This window comes from Paractinoplanes atraurantiacus (genome assembly GCF_900215205.1).
Lineage (GTDB): Bacteria > Actinomycetota > Actinomycetes > Mycobacteriales > Micromonosporaceae > Actinoplanes > Actinoplanes atraurantiacus.
Map to the genome: position 1 here is coordinate 61591 of NZ_OBDY01000006.1, position 18231 is coordinate 79821.

Genomic DNA, 18231 nt, shown 5'->3' on the forward strand with positions numbered 1-18231 from the left:
TGCGTTGGGTACCGGAGGGTGGGCATGGCGACGACGACGGCGGCGCAGAAGCGGGCCGCGGCCAAGATCGAGTACAACGCGTTCCTGGCGGTGTGCCCGAGCCAGAAGCTGCTCGAGCGGATCTCCGGCAAGTGGGTAACGCTGATTCTGAGCGCGCTGGGCAGCGGCCCCGACTGCGGCGGCGAGCCGCGGGCCATGCGCTACTCGGAGCTGGCCCGGCTGCTGGCCGGCGTCAGCCAGAAGATGCTCACCCAGACGCTGCGCTCGCTCGAACGCGACGGCCTGGTCAGCCGCACCGTCGTGCCCACGGTGCCGGTCACCGTCTCGTACGAGCTGACCGATCTGGGTCTCTCCCTGCACGAGACGATGCGCTCGCTCAAGCGCTGGGCCGAGACCCACATGGACGAGGTCTCGGCTAACCGTGACGCCGGGGCTGACTCCGGCGCTCCGTAGCCGGCGGCTCGGCGGCGGGCGCCGGCGGCAGGGTGAACCAGAACGTGGCCCCGCGGCCGTCCTCGCCCTCGGCCCAGATCTCGCCGCCGTGCCGCTCGACCGCCCGGTGCACGGTGGTCAGGCCGATGCCGGTGCCGGGGAATTCCTCGGCCTTGTGCAGGCGGGCGAACGGGCGGAACAGCTCGCCCGCCTTGCCGGCCGGGAAGCCGGCCCCGTTGTCGCGCACGTAGAAGCCCCGCGAGGTGTAGCCCACCTCGATCGCCGGGTGCTCGACCTTGCGGGTGAACTTCACCGCGTTGTTGATCAGATTTTCCAGGATGACCCGGACCAGGCCCTCGTCGGCGTCGGCGATCATCGCGTCGTGCACGGTGAAGCCGACCGAGCGGCCCGGGTCGCGGGCCTCCACCTCTCCTATCACCGACCAGGTGGTCGCCGTCATGTCGAACTTCTCCCGGCGCAGGTCGCCGCGGCTGGCCCGGGCCAGGATCAGCAGCGACTCGACCAGGTCGGCCATCCGCAGCGCGGCCGCCTGGATGCGGCCCAGCCGGCGCCGGGCCTCCTCGCTGAGCGGATCGTCCTCGTCGTCGAGCATGTGCTCGGCGAAGCTGCTGATCACCTGGAGCGGGCCGCGCAGGTCGTGCGAGACCGAGCCGGAGAACGCCTCCAGCTCGCGGTTGCGCCACTCCAGCTCCTCGACCAGGGCGGCCCGAGTCTCGGCGAGCTGCCGCGCGGAGCGCTCCTCGGCCGCGTCCAGCTCGCGGCGCATCAGCTCCTCGCGAATGCGGCGGCTCTCGTCGTGCGACTGCTTACGGCGGATCTGCGTACGGACGTGGGCCCGCAACGCCTCGGCGCCGGACTCCGTCCGCACGTAGTCGTCGGCCCCGGCGGCCAGGCACTCGAGCATGTCGTCGTCGTTGGCGCCGGTCATCACCACCGGCGTCTCGCCGATCACCGGCACCTCCTTGATCCGGCGGCAGGCGTCGCGGCCCAGCTCGCCGGAGAGCCCCATGCCCAGCACGATGCAGTCGACCGGCTGCTCGGCCAGCAGGTCGAGGGCGTCGTCGGTGCTCGCCACCGGCACCACGTCGTAGCCGTCGGAGCGCAGGGCGTGGGCCAGGTCGGACAGCCGCTCCTTGTCCGGGGTCAGGGCCAGCACCTTGCTCGGGCCGTGCAGGCTGCCGGTGACCTCGATCGGCAGCTGCTCGGCGCTCTGCCGCAGCACCGCGTTGAGCTTGGCCGGCACGATCGCCAGGTTCTGCTGCTTGCGGACGAACGCGTCGGCGCCGGCGTCGAGCATCTGCAGCTCGGTGGCGTAGTCGTCGGCCGCGGTCATCAGGATGCACGGAATGTCGCGCAGCGCCGGATCCAGGCGCACCCGGCGGATCACCGTGGCCCCGTCGATGCCGGGCATCACGCCGTCGACGATGATCGCCTGCGGGCGGCGGTCGGCCGCCGTGCGCAGGCCGTCCTCGCCGCTGGGCGCGGTCAGCACCGCGTACCCCTCGCCCTCCAGCAGCTCCCGCAACTGCTCGCGGAAGGTCATGCTGTCGTCGATGACCAGGATCGTGGTCCGGTCGTCGGCCCGGGCCGGCCCGTCGCCGAGCAGCTGCCGGGTGCGGGCCACCACATAACCGGCGTCGTACGGCTTGCCGACGTACTCGTCGGCGCCGATCCGCAGGCCGGCCAGCCGGTCGGCCACCTCGTCCTCGCTGGACAGCAGCACGATCACCACGCCCGCCCGGCTCGGCATGCCGCGCAGCTCGGTGAGCAGCTCCAGACCGTCGGCGTCGGGCAGCATCACGTCGAGCACGGCCACGTCGAACTCGGCGCTCACGAACGCGGCGCGGGCCTCGGCCCCGGTGGCGCACAGGATGGTGGCGAACCCGTCCGCGTTGAACGCGTCGTGCAGGTCCATCCGCACGGTGAGGCTGTCGTCGACGATCAGCACCTGCCGGGTCATCGCCGGCCCCCGTCGGGTTGCAGATCGACCAGCCGCGCCGCTATCCGGGCCGGTGGCAGGACGTGGGCGGCCGCGCCGAGCAGGGCGGCCTCGCGCGGCATCCCGTACACCACGCAGCTCGCCTCGTCCTGGGCGAAGGTGGTCGCGCCGCGTGAGCGCATGCGCAGCAGGCCCTCGGCGCCGTCGCGGCCCATCCCGGTCAGCAGGCAGCCGGCCGCCGACGGGCCGAACTCGGCCGCGACCGACTCGAACAGCACGTCGACCGAGGGCCGGCACGAGTGCCGGGGCGGGGCGTCGCTGAGCCGCAGCCGCCCGTCGCGCACGTAGAGGTGGCGGTCGGGCGGGGCCAGCACGACCCGGCCGGTGGCCGCGCCGATCGGCGTGCCGTCGCGGGCGTAGGCGACGTCACGGCCGGTCTGCCCGGCCAGCCAGTCGGAGAACGCCACCGCGAACGGCTCGCTGGCCGCGATGTGCTGCACGCACAGCACCGGCGGCTGGAAATTGAGCGGCAGCGCCCGCAGCAGCTCGGTGAGCGCGCCCGGCCCGCCGGTGGAGGCGCCCAGCGCCACCGCCCGGAACGTCTCGGAGACCGGCACGACCGCCGGCGTGGTGGGCGTGGGTTCAGGGGCCGGGCCGCTGCGGGGGCGGCCGTCCAGGCGGGCCCGGGGATGGGTGATCACGCGGATGCGGGAGACGATCCGCACCGACTGGCACAGCCGCCGGCCCCAGTCGGCGTCGCTGGCGTCGCCGCGCGGCTTCTCCATCACGTCGACCGCGCCCGCCGCCAGCGCGTTGTACGTGCTGAACATCTCCTGCCGGTCGGCCGACGAGACGACCAGGATCGGCGTCGGATGCTCGGCCATGATGTGCTCGGTGGCGACCAGGCCGCTCATCGTCGGCAGCATCATGTCCATGGTCACCACGTCCGGGCGCAGCCGGGCGACCGCGGCCACCGCGTCGGCGCCGTCGGTCGCCTCGCCCACGACCTGCAACTCCGGGTCGGCGGCGAGCGACTCGCGCAGGTGGTGGCGCATGGTCGCGGAATCCTCGACGAGCAGGACACGGATCATCGAAGGATCAGCCTCCGGATGTGCGACAAGAGCTCCTCCTGGTTGAACTCGCCCTTGACCACGTAGGCGGACGCGCCCGCCTCGGTGCCACGGCGGCGGTCCTCGGCGGTGGCCCGCGAGCTGACCAGGATGGCCGGCACGTGCGACAGGGTGGGATCGGCCCGCGTCTCGGCCACGAAGGCGAAGCCGTCGATGCCGGGCATGTCGATGTCGGAGAGGATCAGGCCGTACTCGCGGGCACGGGCCTTCTCCAGGCCCTCCTCGCCGGAGGCGGCCAGGTCGACCTCGTAACCGGCCGACTCGAGGATGCTGCGCTCGAGCATGCGGGTGGTCAGCGAGTCGTCCACCACGAGGATCGGCATCCGGCGGCCGTTGCTCTCGGTGGACTGGCCGCCGGCCGTGGGACTGATGTGGCGGGCCTCGGCGACCAGGCCGTGCGGGTCGAGCACCAGGCGGGGGTTGCCGTCGAGGTCGATCGAGACGCTGCCGATCACCGGTGCGGCCGGGGCCAGATCGGGCAGCGGGCGGGCGACCAGCGTGGTGGTGCCCGCGAGCCGGTCGACGCCGATCGCCGCGGTCTCGCCGTCGGCGCTGAGCACGATCGCCACGCCCGTGCCGGTCAACTCGGTCTCCTGATGCAGGGCGCGGCACAACGGCAGGAACGGCACGACCCGGCCCTCGTGGGCGAGCCGGCCGGTGTCCATGGCGGCGGTGATCTCCTCGGCCGACAGCCGCACGCAGCGGCGCACCGAGTCCAGCGGCATGGTGACGGTGTGCTCGCCCGCCTCGACCAGCAGGCCGTTCATGCTGAGCAGGGTGAGCGGCACGACCAGCAGCACGGTGGCGCCCAGCCCGGGCCGGTTGTCGATCGAGACGCTGCCGCCGAGCTGATCGGCCACGTCGCGGGCCACGTCCATGCCGATGCCGCGGCCGGCGACGTCGGTGACCGCGGGCGAGGTGCTGATGCCGCCGTGCAGCACCAGGTCGATCAGGGTGCGCGGGTCGGGCTCGGCGCCGGGGGAGAGCAGGCCCCGCTCGAGGGCGGTGCGGCGTAAGGCGTCCAGGTCGAAGCCGCGCCCGTCGTCGGCGCAGCGGAACTCGGCCCAGCGGCCGCGCCGCTCGACGTGCACGGTGACCGAGCCCTCGGCCGGCTTGCCGGCGGCCAGGCGCTGCGGCTCGGGCTCGATGCCGTGCACGACGGCGTTGCGCACGACGTGCAGGAAGGCGCCGTTGACCTGGTTGAGCAGCTGCGGACCCATCCGCACGTCGGCGCCGGTGGCGTGGAAGCGGACCCGCTTGCCCTCGGCGTCGGCGGCGTCGCGCACGGCCCGGCGCAGGGCGGTGAAGATGGTGCCGGCGGGCACCAGGCGCAGGCCCTCGGCGCGGCCGCGGACCTCGTCGAGCTCGCGTTCGACCTGGTCGACGGCGTCGATCAGGCGGCGGCCGAGGGCGCCCAGATCGGCGCCGAGGCGCTGCACGCTGCCGCGGGTGACGGCGTCGCCGCCGCCGATCCGGCCGGTGCGCAGGCGGTCGCCGAGCGTCTCCACCCGGCGGTGGATGGTGGCCAGGGTGCGGCTGCCCTCGCGCAGCGGGGCGATCCGCGAGTTGGCCTCACCGATGGCGTCGAGCAGCTCGTCCAGATCGGCGGTGACGGCCCGCTCGGGGGCGGCGCCGCCCTCGGCCGGCACCACACGCCCGGCCGCGGCCCCACTCTCCGGCGCGTGCCCGGGTGCGGCGCTTCCGTCGGCCGCGGGGGTGCGCTCGGTCGCGGCGCCGCTCTCGGCTGCCGGGGCTTGTTCGGGGGTGGCGCTTCCGTCGGCCGCTGGAGTGTGCTCGGTGGCGGCGCTTTCTCCGGCCGCCGGGGTGTGCTCGGTGGCGGCGCTTTCTCCGGCCGCCGGGGTGTGCTCGGGAGCGGGGCTGCCTGTCGCTGGTTCGCCGTGCGGGGCGCTTTCCGGCGTGGGGTTGCGGCCGGCGGTTGTGGCTGGGTGCGGGCTGCTGCCGGCGGGGGCGGCGGGTTTCGACGGCCCGGCGGCCTCCGCGGCCAGCCCTTCGCGTAGAGGGGGTGCCATCGGGGCCGGTCCCGCCGGCGGGGGCGCGGGAGCGGGGCGGTTGGCCCGGTGGGGTGCTCCTTGCGGTTGGGCCGCGCCGCCCCTGCGTACATCTGCGGTCTGGTTTTGAACAGGCGCGGAAAGAGCGGCCACCCTCCCGGCGATCGCGTCGTTCAGGCGCAGGAGCTCGCGCATCTCGTCGGCCGGCAAAGGGGAGGCGTCGTCGCGGTGGGGGACCAGCACCTCCTCGAAGGCGTGGGCCTGCTCGGCGATCTCCGGCTGCTTGACCACCCGGGCCGCGCCCTTGAGAGTGTGCGCGTACCGCAGCAGCCGGGCCACCACCTCGGTGCTGGGCTGCTGGTCCAGATCGAGGACGCCCGCGCTGATCTGGTCGACCAGCTCGGCGGCCTCGATCCGGAAATAGCGCAGCGGATCGCGGTCGGTCATCAGTGACGTCCGGTGCCGACCAGGTCGAGCAGCTCGCCGGAGAGCGTGGAGAGGTGGGCCGCGGTCTGCTTGGTCTGCACCGCGCTGGCCTCGGTCTCGCGGGTGACCCGGGCGGTGTCCGAGGCGGCCACGTTCACCTGCTCGACCGCGGTGGTCTGCTGCTTGGTGGAGAGCTCGATCTCGCGGGTGGCGTCGCTGGTGGTCGAGACCAGCCCGACGATGCGGCGGAACGAGCTGGTGGCGTCGTCGAACTGCCGGGAACCGGAGTCGACCGCCTTGGCGCCGATCTCGGTGGCCATGACGGTCGTGTTGACCGCGCCCCGCACGTCCTCGATGAGGGCGCGGATCTCCTTGGCACTGGCCGCGGTCCGGTCGGCCAGCTTGCGGATCTCCTCGGCCACCACCGCGAACCGGCGGCCCCACTCGCCGGCCCCGCTCGCCTCGATCGTCGCGTTGATGGCCAGGATGTTGGTCTGCTCGGCCAGCTCGGACACGAGGTCGACGACGCCGCCGATCTGCTGCGACTTCTCGCCCAGAGCCAGCATGTGCTGCACGATCTGGTCGACCTGGGTACGGATGGCGGCGATCGACGCGCGGGTCTGGTCGATGGTGGCGTCGCCGGTGCGGGCGGCCTCGGCCGTCTCCTCGGCGACCTTGGAGACGCGCTGGGCGCTCTCGGCGATCTGCCGCGAGGTGATCAGCAGCTCGCTGATGGTCGTGGTGATCTCGCTCATCGCGCTGGCCTGGTCGCGCCCGCCCGCGGCCTGCTGGGCGGCGGCCGCCTCGAGCTGGGCCGACGAACTCTGAATGTGCCCCACGGCCGCGCCGACCTCGCGTTTCAGGTCCCGGCTGAGTTTCCAGGCCACGCCGGCCGCGCCGCCGATGAGCAGCACCCCGATCACGATGATGAAGATCATCGCCCACATCGCGCGTTCGGACGAGTCGTCGCTCTTGGCGTTGACCGTGGTCTGCACCTGCGCGATCAGGTCGGCGATGGCCTTCTGCACGGTGACCCGGGCCGCCTTGACCTCCTCGTTGCCGCTGAACTGGGCCACGCTGCTCAGAATGGTGATCTTCGCGCGCTGGGCGATCAGGCCCGACACCAGGCCGGCGTGGACCGCCTCGGCGTCGGCCACCTTCTGCAGCAGCGCCTTCGAGTTCGCGTTCTCGATCGACCCGCGCAACGAGTCGAGCTGGGCCAGGAACTTGGCGCGGTCGGTGTTGGTGGCGTTCAGATATTCGTCGGTGCCGGCCAACATGTAGCCGCGGTAGTCGGCGATCCGCGACTCCATCAGCGCGCTCAGCGCCTCGGCGCCGACCAGGTTCACCCGGGCCGAGTCGATCACGGCGTCCTTGGTGTGCAGCACGTAGCGCAGCCCCGCCAGTGAGGTGACGGTCATCAGCAGGGTCAGGAGCAGGGTGAGGCCGAAACCGGCCGCCAGCTTGGTGCCGAAGGTGCGTCCCGCCATCATCGTGCGGCCTCCTGGTCGGTGACTTGGTGTCCGGTCAGCGCGTGCACGGTGGCGCGCGTCGCGGGGACGTCGATGATCGGCCGGACGCCCCCGGGCAGGCCGACCATGCCGCGAACACTGCCGGCGGCGTCGCTGTCGTTCGCCTCCTGCACGATGTCGGCGTTCGCGGCCCGCACGTGCCCGTCGAGGTCGTGGAAGGCCAGGCCCAGCGGCGGGTTCCCGCCGGCCAGCACGAGCCAGCGCGGCCGTTCGGCGACCGGGTGGCCGAGCAGGGCGGCCAGGTCGTAGACGGGCACCACCTGACCGGCGAAACCGGCCAGGCCGAGCAGGGCCGGTTGCGGTCCCGGCAGGGGGGTGACCGGGCGGTCCGGGTGCAGGCCGGAGGTCTGCGAGAGGCGGAGGGCGTACGGGCGGCCGCCGGCCCTGATGGTGAGCAGCTCGACGTGCTCGTCGTCGTGGCGGCGGACCGGGTCGGCGAACGAGCGGTCGAAATCCTCCCGCAGCTCGGCGAGGCGGCCGGCCACGGTGCTCATCGCCGTACCCCGCAGGCGTCGAGCTCGGAGCGGCACTGGACGGTCAGCGCGATACGGCCGAAGCCGCCGCCGAACAGCGTGATCCGCTCCTCCTTCTCGTGAGTGAGCAGGTCGAGGGCGCGTTCCAGCTCGCCGGCGGCGGTCCGTTCGTCGCCGTGGCGCCGGGCCAGCTGCCCGAGGCGCATGCGGGGCAGGGCGAAGCCGGGATCGAGGTAGGCGGCGAGGCGGTACTGGCCGATCGCCTCGGCCACGGCCGAGCCACCCTCCAGGCACAGTCCCAGGAGCTGGTGGGCGTCGGGGTCGAGGCCGTTCTCCTCGATCAGGCGGCGGGCCAGGATGATCGCCTCGCCCAGGCGGCCGGTCTGGGCCAGCAGGATGCCGTGCAGGAGGGTGCCGCGCTGGCCGTCGATCATCTCGAGGGCCTCCGCGAAGCGTTCCTCACGGAGAAGGGCCAGAGCTTGGTTGTACGAGGTGTCGGTCTCGGTATCTTCCAGCGGCCGGGGCTTGTCGACCGCCGGGGGCGCCGCCGGCTCCGGCGCCTTTCTGTCCGCCTTGCAGTAATAGAAGGCCTGGTGGCTCTGCCGCAGGTCAAGGCCATCGGCCCGGCTGCCGAGCGAGTCGGTGTGGCCCAGGAACAGGAAGCCGCCCGGGGCGAGAGCGGTGGTCATCCGCTCGATCAGCGACGACACGACGTCCGCGGTCAGATACATCAGCAGGTTGCGGCAGAAGATCACGTCGTACCGGCCGGGGGCCCACAACTGCGGGTCGGGCTCGGCCACGTTGTGCCGCTTGAACCGGACGAGTCGCCGGGCCTCGTCGGCGACGCGGTAGCCGCCGTCCTCCGGCCGGAACCACTTCTGGCGTACGTCGTCGGGCGTCTCCCGCAGCGACCAGGACGAATAGAGGGCGGTCTCGGCCCGGCTCAGCACGCCGGGGTTGGCGTCGACGCCGGTCACCTCGACGATCCAGTCGCTGCCCGGTATCACCATGAGCCCGGTGATGGCCAGCGAATACGCCTCCTCGCCGGAGGAGCAGGCCACCGAGAGCATCCGCAGCACGCGCTGACCCTGCCGGGCCGCCACCCGCTCCGGCAGCGCCTCCTCGCGCAGCGCCCGGAACTGCTCACCGTGCCGGAAGAAGTACGTCTCGGTGATGCTGAGCCGCTCGACCAGCACGGTCAGCTCCTCGGGCCAGGGCCGGGCGGCGAGGCGGTCGAGGTACGCGGTGGCGCTCATCCCGGCCGCGCCGGCCCGCTCCCGCAGCGTCCCGGTGAGGTGCCCGGCGTCGTTGTCGGCGAAGGTCCAGCCGAACCGGCGGGCCAGCACCTCCCGGAAGCGGATGAGCTCCGCCGCGCCGATCATGTCGCCACGCCCGCGGCGGCCGCGGCTTCCCAGACGTCGTCGGGCACGGCCCGCATGCTCTGCAGAAGCAGCAGGGGCTCGGTGCCGAGGGTGCCGACCCCGGCGACGAGCCGGCTGTTGCCCCCGCCGAGCAGGGCCGGGTGCCCGCCGGAGGGCACGGCCTCGACGTTGCGCACGCCGAGCACGGGCCCGGTGCCGAAGGCGACGGCACCCCGGTCGGTGCTGACGGCGATGTAGCGCTCGGGTTCGGCCGACCCGCCGCCGAGCAGCCGCGACACGTCGATGACGGGGGTGGGTACGCCGCGGAGCACGCTGATCCCGCGCACGAAGGCCGGCGTCCCGGCCAAGGGGCGGGTCTCGAGCGGCCGCATGGTCTCGATGACCTCGTCCAGCCGCAGTGCGCAGAGCAGAGGGCCGGCTCGGAAGACGAGGGCCGGCACTCCGGTGCCCTCGTCCTCGGAGAGCACCGGCGCTTGTCCGTACTGCCGCATTCCGTCAGATTAGTAGTGATTCATCCGTCATTTACGAGATTTCCTCGGGTAGACGGCCGGTGACGCCGGATCGGCCTCCGGTCAGTCCCGGGCGTGGTGCCCGCGGAACCACTCAGTGGCGTCCTCGGGGCCGGACTGCCGGGGCTCCTCGGAGGTGCCCCAGCCGGCGGGGAGGGTGGGTTTGGTGTCGGTGTCTCCGCTGAGAGGGCCGGCGCGGCGGCCCGCCACGGGGAATCCGGGATCCTCGGGCTGCGGCGTGGCCTTCGCCGGGCCGGCCGTGGCGGCGGTCGCCGGTGGGGCGGGATCCTCGGTGCGGGGGATCGGTGGCCAGTTGGCGGGGAGGCGGTGCATCGCCGAGGCTGCGGTCTGGCGGCGCTTGGAGTCGCCCAGGTTGGCCATCGCGGAGGCCGTGCCGCTGACCCGGGTGGCGCGGGACTGGCTGGGCGCCGGCTCGTGGCCGCCGGGATCGGTGGGGCCGGCGGAAGGCGCCGGGTCGACGGGGGCGGTGGGGCTGGCGGGGTTTTCGACAGTGCCCACGGCGGGGTGGGCCGTCGAGCCGGCCGGCCAGAGGCGGGGGTGGCGCTTGGCGGCCAGGTCCTCGACCCAGCCGAAGGCCAGCACGGCCAGGATGGTCAGCAGGAAGGCCGTGAGCAGGTCGCCGACGTGGCCCATGCTGTCGCCCAGCTCGTCCAGGGCGAGGAAGGTCAGCACCGGCCACACCGCGGCGATCGCGATGTTGTGCCACAGATAGATGGTCACGGCCCGGTTGTTGATCAGGGTGACCGTGCGGTCCAGCGGCTTCACCTTCGCCAGCCAGGTCATCGACGGCTGCCAGCGCAGCGCGATCAGCACGAAGGCGAAGGACCAGAGCGCCTGCGCCTCGGAGATGTCGTTCAGGTCGTACGTGCCCTCGTCGCGCATGAAGTAGTACGCGCCGGCGGCCAGCACGAGCGCGACCGGCCCGGCGATCCACGGCTTGAGCCGGGCCAGGCGGCCGTCGTGGTGCGCGAAGCCGGCCATCCAGCAGGCGCCGTAGGTGACGAAGTCCCACAGGGCGGCGTCGGCCGTGTCGGGCAGCGTGAAGCCGGTGACGTCCAGCACCGCCATGATCGCCAGGGGTAGCGCGACCGCGGCCCAGCCGGCCTTGCGGTAGAGCAGATAGAGGATCGGCGAGAGCAGCACGAACCACAGGTAGGCGCGGATGTACCAGAGCGGCTCCCACGCGTCCACGGCCAAGTCGCTGCCGGGCGGGTCGCCGATCGGCACCAGCCAGAAGAGCAGGTTCGGCACGCTGAACGGGTGCTCGCCGTCGGTCTCGGCGGCCCAGCCGGTCACCAGCATGACCGGTACCGCGATCAGCCCCAGCAGCCACAGCGGGGGGAGCAGGCGCCGCAGCCGGGAGGTGACGACCTTGGCTCCCGCCCGATTGTCCAGGGAGGCGGCGGTGAGCGAGCCGGCCAGCGCGAACATGACGCCCATGGCGGGCAGCAGGACGGACAGCCACGGCCAGCCGTACAGGTGGTAGACGATCACCCGGACGATGGCCGCGGCACGGAGCAGATCCAGGTATCGATTACGCACCGCGAAGACCTTGCCAGTCCGGCCACTGTGGCGGGACCGTCCGGCCGGTTGCCAAGACGACCTCGCAGGCTTACCCCGTACGAATGAACTGTCCGAATTGTCTGTGCGGTTGTGCGACACCCGTGCTGCCCTCCATGGAGGTGTTTCCCCTGCTCCAGCCGCGGATCGAAGGCATCTTCGCCGATCGGTGCGGCGATACGGCCGGCCGGAGGGTCAGTGACCGTGGCCGGGTCGTGACGTTGATCCCCGGCGAGCGGCGCACCGGAGAAGGCCGGGCGCCCGGGAATCGATGGGGTTTACGGGGCATGCGGAAACCTGTAGTGGTCGTCTGCGCGGCGGCGTCGGCACTGTTGCTCGCGGGCGGTGTCGCGGCAACCACCGCGGATGCCGGCGAGAGGCCGGACACGCAGGGGTGGGGTGGGTTCGCCTTCCCCGGGTGGCCGTTCTTCGGAGCGGATCACTCCGACGACGGCCGGTATTCAGATGTGGACGAGGAGCCGGACTCCGGCTTCGACGACCGCTCGACCGTAGGCGACGACGACAACTCGATCGACGATTACGACAATTCGGACGAGGAGCGGCCGGCCTTCTCCTATCAGCAGCAGGACGCTCAGCGTGCCGCTGCCCAGCGTGCCGCGGCTCAGCGCGCGGCCGACCAGCGCGCGGCCGCGCAGCGAGCCGCGGCGCAGAGGGCGGCCGCTCAGCGGGCGGCGAACCAGCGAGCGGCCAACCAGCGGGCGGCGAATCAGCGCGCGGCGAACCAGCGGGCGGCCGTTCAGCGGCAGCAGGTGCAGCGGCCCTCCTCCGTGATGGACGCGGCCCGGCGCAATGTCACGGCGGCCGACATCTCGGGGAGCCCGTCCGCCCCCGTACAGCAAAGGGTCCTGGTGTTGGTCAATCAGAACCGGCGCAAGGGTGGCTGCCGTCCCCTGGAGCTCGACCGGCGTCTCATCGAGGCCGCCAACCGGCACGCGGCCGACATGGCCCGGCGCGACTACTTCGAGCACGACTCGCCGAACGGCGAGAGCGCCGGCGACCGGGTGAGCCGCACCGGCTACGACTGGAAGCGCTACGGCGAGAACATCGCCCGGGGCGCGGACAGCGCGTGGGAGGTCGTCGACGGCTGGATGCACAGCCGGGTGCACCGGGAGAACATCCTCGACTGTGATCTGCACGAAATGGGCATCGGCCTGGCGATCGACCGCGAGCACACGACGTACTGGGTCCAGGACTTCGCTACACCGATGAATTAGTCCTTTTTGTACGATAACTAAATACCGGATTCGCGCCACGGCGCTTCCCCGGGATCTATGTGTCGCACGTCTGTGCTTCGATATGCGAACACATTTCCTGGGGAGGAACCACATTGGGAGTGAGACGGGTGGCCGCCCGCCTCACCGGGACCGCGATCGCGGTCCTGGTCGGCGGGGGTCTCGGCGCCGTGGCGCTGTCACCGGCCGTAGCCGGCGCCGTGGTGAGCAAGCCTGTGGCCGCGGTCGTCGTGACCAAGGCCGCAGCCGCTGGCTGCACCACCGGTAAGTACCAGAAGTCGGTCGAGATCCTGCTGAACAAGCTCGGCGGGTTCGGCAAGATGTCGGTCGACGGCAAGCAGTCGGCGACCGACTGTGCCAACATCAAGAAGTTCCAGAAGAGGTACGGCATCCAGCCGGCTCAGGGTCTCGCCGGCCCGACCACGTACGACGTGGTCATGCGCCTGGCGGGCACCAAGGTGGCCGACTGCAAGGCCGCGAAGACCGGGGTCACGTTCTGCGTCAACCTGACCAGGCAGACCGCGTGGGTGATGAAGAACGGCAAGCGCATCACGCCGTTCACCGTCGTCCGCACCGGCATGAAGGGCTACCGCACGCCGGCCGGCACCTTCAAGATCAACAAGCGGACCATCAAGGAGTGGTCGGACCCGTACGAGGTCTGGCTGCCCTACTGGCAGCGCTTCAAGGGTGGGATGGGCTTCCACCAGACCACCACGTACATCCACGACAAGTGGCGCGGCTCGCACGGCTGCGTCAACCTGTTGCCGGTCGACGCCAAGGCGTACTACAGCGTCGGCAAGATCGGGATGACGGTCAAGACGTTCGGCCGCCGCCCCGGCACCTGACGTCGTCCGGGGGCGGGTCGCTCTAGGCGGCCCGCCTCCGCACGTGGGTGGTGAGCACCTCGTTCGACCCGAAATGACGCTCGACGCCGCCGGACGTGACCAGCCAGAGGCCGTCCCGGTTCAGCGTGTACCGCACGTCGGTGAACCGGCTCACGCTGTCATCGTGATGCACGACGGTCAGCTCGTCGGCGCTAATCATTTCCACCCCTAGCTCATCGGTCGGCGGTGCTTCGTTCTTTACGGATCCGGCCGCCCGGACGGTTCATTTCCCGCTTCGGCATAGAGTGGCGTGCGTGACCCGCTCACGCCCCCTGGTGATCGCCGCGGCGATGATCTTCCTGGTCAGCTCCACGGCCGCCTCGTGCGGCGACGACAAGAGTGGGGTCGGTCTCGGCCAGGCCACTCGCGGCACGGTGGCCGAGATCGTCGAGGCGCCCGGCTCCGTGACGGCCCGTGCCGCCGCCACGGTCAGCGCTCCCGCCTCCGGCACCCTGGCCGAGCTGCGCGCCGAGCCCGGCCAGCGGGTCGCCAAGGACCAGGTGGTCGCGGTGATCGACTCTCCCGAGCTCGAGGCCCGCCGCCGCTCCGCGGAAAAGGCTCTCGATCAAAGTTCCGGCGGCTCGGTCACGGTCGGTGATTCCACTGCTTTCCTTGCTGTACGCCACCAGACGGACACTAACGCCGAAAAGGCGTACCAGGAAGCTCGTGCGGCGGCCGCGCAGATCACCGACCCCGCCCTCCGCGAGACCCTGCTGAAGCAGGTCGACGCCGCCCGCCGCCAGTACAACCTCGCCTCGGCCGCCGCGGCGGCCGCCCTGCGCTCGGTCCAGGAGGGCGTGGCCTCGCTGGGGGAGGCGGTGAACTCCCTGTCGTCGGCCCAGCGGCTCCAGGCCCAGCAGGCGTACGACCTGGCCGACGCCGCCGTCTCGGCGCTGACCCTGCGCGCCCCGGTGGCCGGGGTGGTGCAGCTCGGCGGCGTGGCCACCGGCGGAAGTTCCCTCACCGACCTTCTGTCGGCCGGCGGCGCCGGTGCCGCTTCCTCCTCCGGCTCCGCCGGCGGGGCCCTGCCGGGCGTCGACGAGGCCGTGCCGCAGGGCGCCTTCGTGGCCGCCGGCACGCCGATCCTCACGGTGGTCGACGTGAGCCGCCTGGGCCTGACCGCCGAGGTCGACGAGACGGACGTCCTGCTGGTCAAGGCGGGCACCCCCGCCACCGTCGAACTGGACGCGGCCTCGGGCGCCTCGTACGACGCGAAGGTCCGCTCGATCGACCTGCTGCCCACGACGTCGGCCCGCGGCGGCGTCTCCTACAAGGTCCGGCTCGACCTGACCGCGAGCGCCGACGCTCCCGCCCCGCGCCCCGGCATGAGCGCCGTGGTCCGCCTCCAGGTCCGCGAGGCCGACGACACCGTGACGGTCCCCGCGTCGGCCGTCATCAGCGTCGACGGCAAGGACACGGTCTGGGCCGTGGAGGGCGACCGCTACGAGCGCGTCCCGGTCACCCTGGGCGTCCAGGGCGAGGACGTGGTCGAGATCACCGAAGGCCTGAAGGCCGGCCAGCGCATCGCCGTCTCCGGGGCCGACGAGATCCAGCCCGGCGACAAGGCCCCGTGACCACCCCCGCCGCGATCGTGGCCGAGAACGTCAGCCGCACCTATGAGCTGGACGGCGTCTCGGTGCCGGCCCTGCGCGGGGTGTCGCTGACCGTGTCGGCCACCGACTACGTGGCGATCGTGGGAACGTCCGGCTCGGGCAAGTCGACGCTGATGCACCTGCTCGGCGGCCTCGACCGCCCCAGCGGCGGGACGCTGCTGATCGGCGGGCGGGACGTGTCGACCCTGAACCCGGCCGAGATGGCCCACCTGCGCAACGAGACGATCGGTTTCGTCTTCCAGTCGTTCCACCTGCTGGCGCGCACCACGGCCCGCGACAACGTGGCCCTGCCGCTGGTCTACCGCGGCGTGGGCCGCCGGGAGCGCCGGGCCCGGGCCGCCGAGATGCTGGAACGGGTCGGCCTGGGCCATCGGCTCGACCACCGCCCCAACCAGATGTCCGGCGGCGAACAGCAGCGGGTGGCGATCGCCCGGGCCCTGGTGACCGGCCCGTCCGTCCTGCTGGCCGACGAGCCCACCGGCAACCTCGACTCGACCACCGGCCAGTCGGTCCTGGCCCTCCTGGAGTCCCTGAACGCCGACGGCGTAGCCGTAGTCCTCGTCACCCACGACAAAGACGTAGCCGCCCGAGCCCACCGCCAGATAGTCATGCGCGACGGCCTGATCGTCACCAGTCCTCCGCCGACATCACCGCCCCCGTCCGCGCCGCCCCCTTCACCCGCGCTGCCTTCCTCCGCCCTGCCTTCCTCCGCGCCGCCCCTTTCCTCCCCGCCGACCGATTACGCCGCGCCGCCCTCTTCCCCCGCGCCGCCCTCTTCCCCCGCGCCGCCCTCTTCCCCCGCGCCGCCCTCTTCCTCCGCACCGGTGTCTCCCTCCACGCCGGTCTCACCGGACATATCGGATTCGGCCCATTTGTCGGGGCGCTCGGTTCTGGATCGGCCTTCCCCGTCGCCGGAGGCGGACTCGTGAGGCTGGCCGAGGCGTGGCGGGTGGCTGTCGACGCGCTGCGGGCCAATCGGCTGCGCAGTGTGTTGACCATGCTCGGGGTCGTCATCGGGGTGGCGGCTGTCGTGGCGCTCGTGGCCATCGGGACCGGGACCAAGCGGCAGATCGAACAGCAGGTGGAGGGGCTGGGGAGCAATCTGCTGCTCGTCGTTCCCGGGCGGCTCGAAGCGGGTGCGGCTCCGACCGCCTCGACGCTGACCATGGATGACGTGGACGCGGTGACCCGGGTGGTGGGTGACCGGGACCGGGTGGCGGTGACCATCAGCTCGGGGGAGACCGTCCGGGCCGGATCGCGGTCGGCCTTCGCGAGCATGCAAGGGGTGCTGGAGACGACCCCTACCGTCTTCGTGCGCAAGCTCGAGCGGGGGTCCTATCTGACGCGTACGGATGTGTCGACCGGGCGGCGGGTCGCCGTGCTCGGGGCGGGGGTGGCCTCGTCGCTGTTCGGGGACCGGGATCCGATCGGGCGGCAGGTCACCATCGGCGGGGTGCGGTTCCGGGTGATCGGCACCTTCGAGCGGCTCGGGCAGAGCCTCGGGGTCGACCGGGACAGCGAGGTGCACGTGCCGGTCACGGCGGCGCAGCGGCTGCTCGGCACCGACCGGATCGACGGGCTGGCCATCCGGGCGCCGGACCGGGAGCGGATCGGGGCGCTCGGGGCGGCGGTGGTGGCCGCGCTCAGCGACCGGCATCCGGAGACGGACTTCAGCGCCGTCACCCAGGAGCAGATCCTCGGGGTGCTTGGGGACATCCTGGGCGTGCTGACCGGGGTGCTGGCCTCGATCGCGGGGATCAGCCTGCTCGTGGGCGGGGTCGGGGTCTCCAACATCATGCTGGTGTCGGTGCGGGAGCGGACCAAGGAGATCGGGCTGCGGAAGGCGGTCGGCGCCCGGCCGCGCGACATCGGCGTGCAGTTCCTGTTGGAGGCCGTGCTTCTGACGACGCTTGGTGGCGTACTGGGAATGGCCTTGGGAATTTCCGCCGCTCTTCTCGTGGATCGGCTGTCTCCGGTGCCGGCCGCGATCACGTGGTGGTCGTTGACCTTGGCCTTCGGGGTGTCGGCGGCGGTCGGCATCGTCTTCGGGGTGGTGCCGGCGCAGCGGGCGGGCAAGCTCGACCCCGTTGTCGCGTTGCGCACAGAGTGACCGGGCGGCTGCGCTCCGGGCGGGGCGGTCGGGAAGGCTGAGCCTCATGAGACGCGAACCACCGGCGCCGTTGCTCGTCATCACGGCGATCGCCTCGGTGCAGGTGGGCAGCTCGATCGCGCACGGGCTCTTCGACGACCTCGGCGCCAACGGGGTGACGTTCCTGCGGCTCGCCCTGGCCGCGGTGATCTTCGCGGTGGTGACCCGGCCCAGTCTCCGGTCGTGGAGCCGGCCGGCCTGGATGGCGGCCGCGCTGCTCGGCGTCGTCATGGCCGGGATGAACCTGATCTTCTACCAGTCGATCCGCACGGTGCCGCTGGGCATCGCGGTCACCGTCGAGTTCCTCGGGCCGCTGCTGCTCGCGCTCGTGCAGACCCGGCGGCTGATCGACCTGCTGTGGGCGCTGATGGCGGCCGGTGGCGTACTGCTGCTCGGCCTGGACAGCGGCGGCTCGGCCCCGGTCACCGGGCTGCTCCTGGCCTTCCTGGCCGGGCTCTTCTGGGCCGGCTACATCGTGTGCAGCGCCCGCCTCGGCGGTCTCGTGCCCGGGGCCGGCGGGCTGACGGTGTCATTGTCGGTCGCCGCCCTGATCGCACTGCCGTTCGGCGGCGGGGCCGCGACGGAGGCGATCGGTCACCCGTCGTGGCTGGTCGCGGCGGCCGCGGTGGCGCTGCTCTCCTCCGTACTCTCATATGGCCTGGAAATTCACGCCCTCCGCAAGATCCCGACTCGGGTCTTCGGGATCCTGATGAGCCTGGAACCGGCCGCGGCGGCCGTGGCCGGGCTGATCATCCTCGGTCAGCGGCTCGGTGGCGCCGAGATCGTAGCGTTGGTGCTGGTGACGCTGGCCAGTGCCGGGGTGACGCTGGCCAGGCGGGAGAAGGCTCAGGAACAGGTGGTCCTCGCCGAAGGGTCAGGGGAGACGAGGAGGACGTGA

General features: G+C 72.3%; 16 protein-coding genes. 7 read left to right on the plus strand and 9 right to left on the minus strand.

Annotation, left to right across the window (positions count from 1 at the left end; all coding sequences use genetic code 11):
• The first annotated feature begins 24 nt into the window (after positions 1–24).
• Positions 25–453, plus strand: coding sequence for a winged helix-turn-helix transcriptional regulator (locus CRP55_RS16210; protein ID WP_097320866.1), 429 nt, complete (start codon positions 25–27; stop codon positions 451–453).
• On the opposite strand, the gene CRP55_RS16215 is transcribed toward CRP55_RS16210, so the two are convergent.
• The 8 genes from CRP55_RS16215 to CRP55_RS16250 all read right to left on the minus strand — a co-directional run bounded on the left by CRP55_RS16215 (position 416) and on the right by CRP55_RS16250 (position 11416).
• Entirely contained in the window at positions 416–2413 is a 1998-nt protein-coding gene (locus CRP55_RS16215; RefSeq protein ID WP_097320868.1) for a response regulator, read from the minus strand. The genes CRP55_RS16210 and CRP55_RS16215 overlap by 38 nt on opposite strands.
• A complete protein-coding gene (cheB, locus tag CRP55_RS16220; RefSeq protein WP_097320870.1) occupies positions 2410–3483 on the minus strand; it encodes a chemotaxis-specific protein-glutamate methyltransferase CheB in 1074 nt (357 codons plus the stop codon). The genes CRP55_RS16215 and cheB overlap by 4 nt, the downstream gene beginning before the upstream one ends.
• The gene (locus CRP55_RS16225) at positions 3480–5978 is read right to left on the minus strand and encodes a hybrid sensor histidine kinase/response regulator (RefSeq protein ID WP_245923026.1); all 2499 of its coding nucleotides are present in this window, start codon (positions 5976–5978) and stop codon (positions 3480–3482) included. Before CRP55_RS16225 ends, cheB begins: the two co-directional genes overlap by 4 nt.
• Complete coding sequence (locus CRP55_RS16230) at positions 5978–7450, minus strand: methyl-accepting chemotaxis protein (RefSeq protein ID WP_245923027.1); 1473 nt, start codon at positions 7448–7450, stop codon at positions 5978–5980. Before CRP55_RS16230 ends, CRP55_RS16225 begins: the two co-directional genes overlap by 1 nt.
• Positions 7447–7983 (minus strand): chemotaxis protein CheW, encoded by a 537-nt coding sequence (locus CRP55_RS16235; RefSeq protein ID WP_097320872.1) that lies wholly within the window; start codon positions 7981–7983, stop codon positions 7447–7449. The genes CRP55_RS16230 and CRP55_RS16235 overlap by 4 nt, the downstream gene beginning before the upstream one ends.
• Positions 7980–9344 (minus strand): CheR family methyltransferase, encoded by a 1365-nt coding sequence (locus tag CRP55_RS16240; protein WP_097320873.1) that lies wholly within the window; start codon positions 9342–9344, stop codon positions 7980–7982. The genes CRP55_RS16235 and CRP55_RS16240 overlap by 4 nt, the downstream gene beginning before the upstream one ends.
• The gene (locus tag CRP55_RS16245; protein ID WP_097320874.1) at positions 9341–9835 is read right to left on the minus strand and encodes a chemotaxis protein CheW; all 495 of its coding nucleotides are present in this window, start codon (positions 9833–9835) and stop codon (positions 9341–9343) included. The genes CRP55_RS16240 and CRP55_RS16245 overlap by 4 nt, the downstream gene beginning before the upstream one ends.
• A gap of 81 nt (positions 9836–9916) precedes the next feature.
• Positions 9917–11416: an acyltransferase family protein gene (locus CRP55_RS16250; protein WP_097320876.1), complete on the minus strand. Its 1500-nt coding sequence runs from the start codon at positions 11414–11416 to the stop codon at positions 9917–9919.
• Between the two features lie 305 nt (positions 11417–11721).
• On the opposite strand from CRP55_RS16250, the gene CRP55_RS16255 reads away from it, so the two are divergent.
• Together CRP55_RS16255 and CRP55_RS16260 are read left to right on the plus strand one after the other, a co-directional pair.
• Positions 11722–12669: a CAP domain-containing protein gene (locus CRP55_RS16255; protein WP_179855206.1), complete on the plus strand. Its 948-nt coding sequence runs from the start codon at positions 11722–11724 to the stop codon at positions 12667–12669.
• Positions 12670–12788: 119 nt separating this feature from the next.
• Positions 12789–13532, plus strand: coding sequence for a L,D-transpeptidase family protein (locus tag CRP55_RS16260; RefSeq protein WP_245923029.1), 744 nt, complete (start codon positions 12789–12791; stop codon positions 13530–13532).
• Positions 13533–13554: 22 nt separating this feature from the next.
• On the opposite strand, the gene CRP55_RS53060 is transcribed toward CRP55_RS16260, so the two are convergent.
• On the minus strand, positions 13555–13731 hold the full coding sequence (locus tag CRP55_RS53060; protein WP_179855207.1) for a hypothetical protein: 177 nt from the start codon (positions 13729–13731) through the stop codon (positions 13555–13557).
• Positions 13732–13825: 94 nt separating this feature from the next.
• Here CRP55_RS53060 and CRP55_RS16265 point away from each other — a divergent pair, with 94 nt between their 5' ends.
• From CRP55_RS16265 to CRP55_RS16280, 4 genes are read left to right on the plus strand one after another with little or no spacing between them, the layout of a single operon-like run.
• A complete protein-coding gene (locus CRP55_RS16265) occupies positions 13826–15145 on the plus strand; it encodes an efflux RND transporter periplasmic adaptor subunit (RefSeq protein ID WP_245923031.1) in 1320 nt (439 codons plus the stop codon).
• Positions 15142–16113: an ABC transporter ATP-binding protein gene (locus tag CRP55_RS16270; protein ID WP_438865794.1), complete on the plus strand. Its 972-nt coding sequence runs from the start codon at positions 15142–15144 to the stop codon at positions 16111–16113. The genes CRP55_RS16265 and CRP55_RS16270 overlap by 4 nt, the downstream gene beginning before the upstream one ends.
• A complete protein-coding gene (locus CRP55_RS16275) occupies positions 16110–17294 on the plus strand; it encodes an ABC transporter permease (RefSeq protein ID WP_097320879.1) in 1185 nt (394 codons plus the stop codon). Before CRP55_RS16270 ends, CRP55_RS16275 begins: the two co-directional genes overlap by 4 nt.
• A 46-nt stretch (positions 17295–17340) precedes the next feature.
• Complete coding sequence (locus CRP55_RS16280) at positions 17341–18231, plus strand: EamA family transporter (protein ID WP_097320881.1); 891 nt, start codon at positions 17341–17343, stop codon at positions 18229–18231.

Coding starts and splice junctions, on each gene's coding strand:
- CRP55_RS16230 (WP_245923027.1), bottom strand. CDS start 7,450: ATGATGGCGGGACGCACCTTCGGCACCAAGCTGGCGGCCGGTTTCGGC.
- CRP55_RS16210 (WP_097320866.1), top strand. CDS start 25: ATGGCGACGACGACGGCGGCGCAGAAGCGGGCCGCGGCCAAGATCGAG.
- cheB (WP_097320870.1), bottom strand. CDS start 3,483: ATGATCCGTGTCCTGCTCGTCGAGGATTCCGCGACCATGCGCCACCAC.
- CRP55_RS16280 (WP_097320881.1), top strand. CDS start 17,341: ATGAGACGCGAACCACCGGCGCCGTTGCTCGTCATCACGGCGATCGCC.
- CRP55_RS16225 (WP_245923026.1), bottom strand. CDS start 5,978: ATGACCGACCGCGATCCGCTGCGCTATTTCCGGATCGAGGCCGCCGAG.
- CRP55_RS16215 (WP_097320868.1), bottom strand. CDS start 2,413: ATGACCCGGCAGGTGCTGATCGTCGACGACAGCCTCACCGTGCGGATG.
- CRP55_RS16255 (WP_179855206.1), top strand. CDS start 11,722: ATGCGGAAACCTGTAGTGGTCGTCTGCGCGGCGGCGTCGGCACTGTTG.
- CRP55_RS16245 (WP_097320874.1), bottom strand. CDS start 9,835: ATGCGGCAGTACGGACAAGCGCCGGTGCTCTCCGAGGACGAGGGCACC.
- CRP55_RS53060 (WP_179855207.1), bottom strand. CDS start 13,731: ATGATTAGCGCCGACGAGCTGACCGTCGTGCATCACGATGACAGCGTG.
- CRP55_RS16235 (WP_097320872.1), bottom strand. CDS start 7,983: ATGAGCACCGTGGCCGGCCGCCTCGCCGAGCTGCGGGAGGATTTCGAC.
- CRP55_RS16240 (WP_097320873.1), bottom strand. CDS start 9,344: ATGATCGGCGCGGCGGAGCTCATCCGCTTCCGGGAGGTGCTGGCCCGC.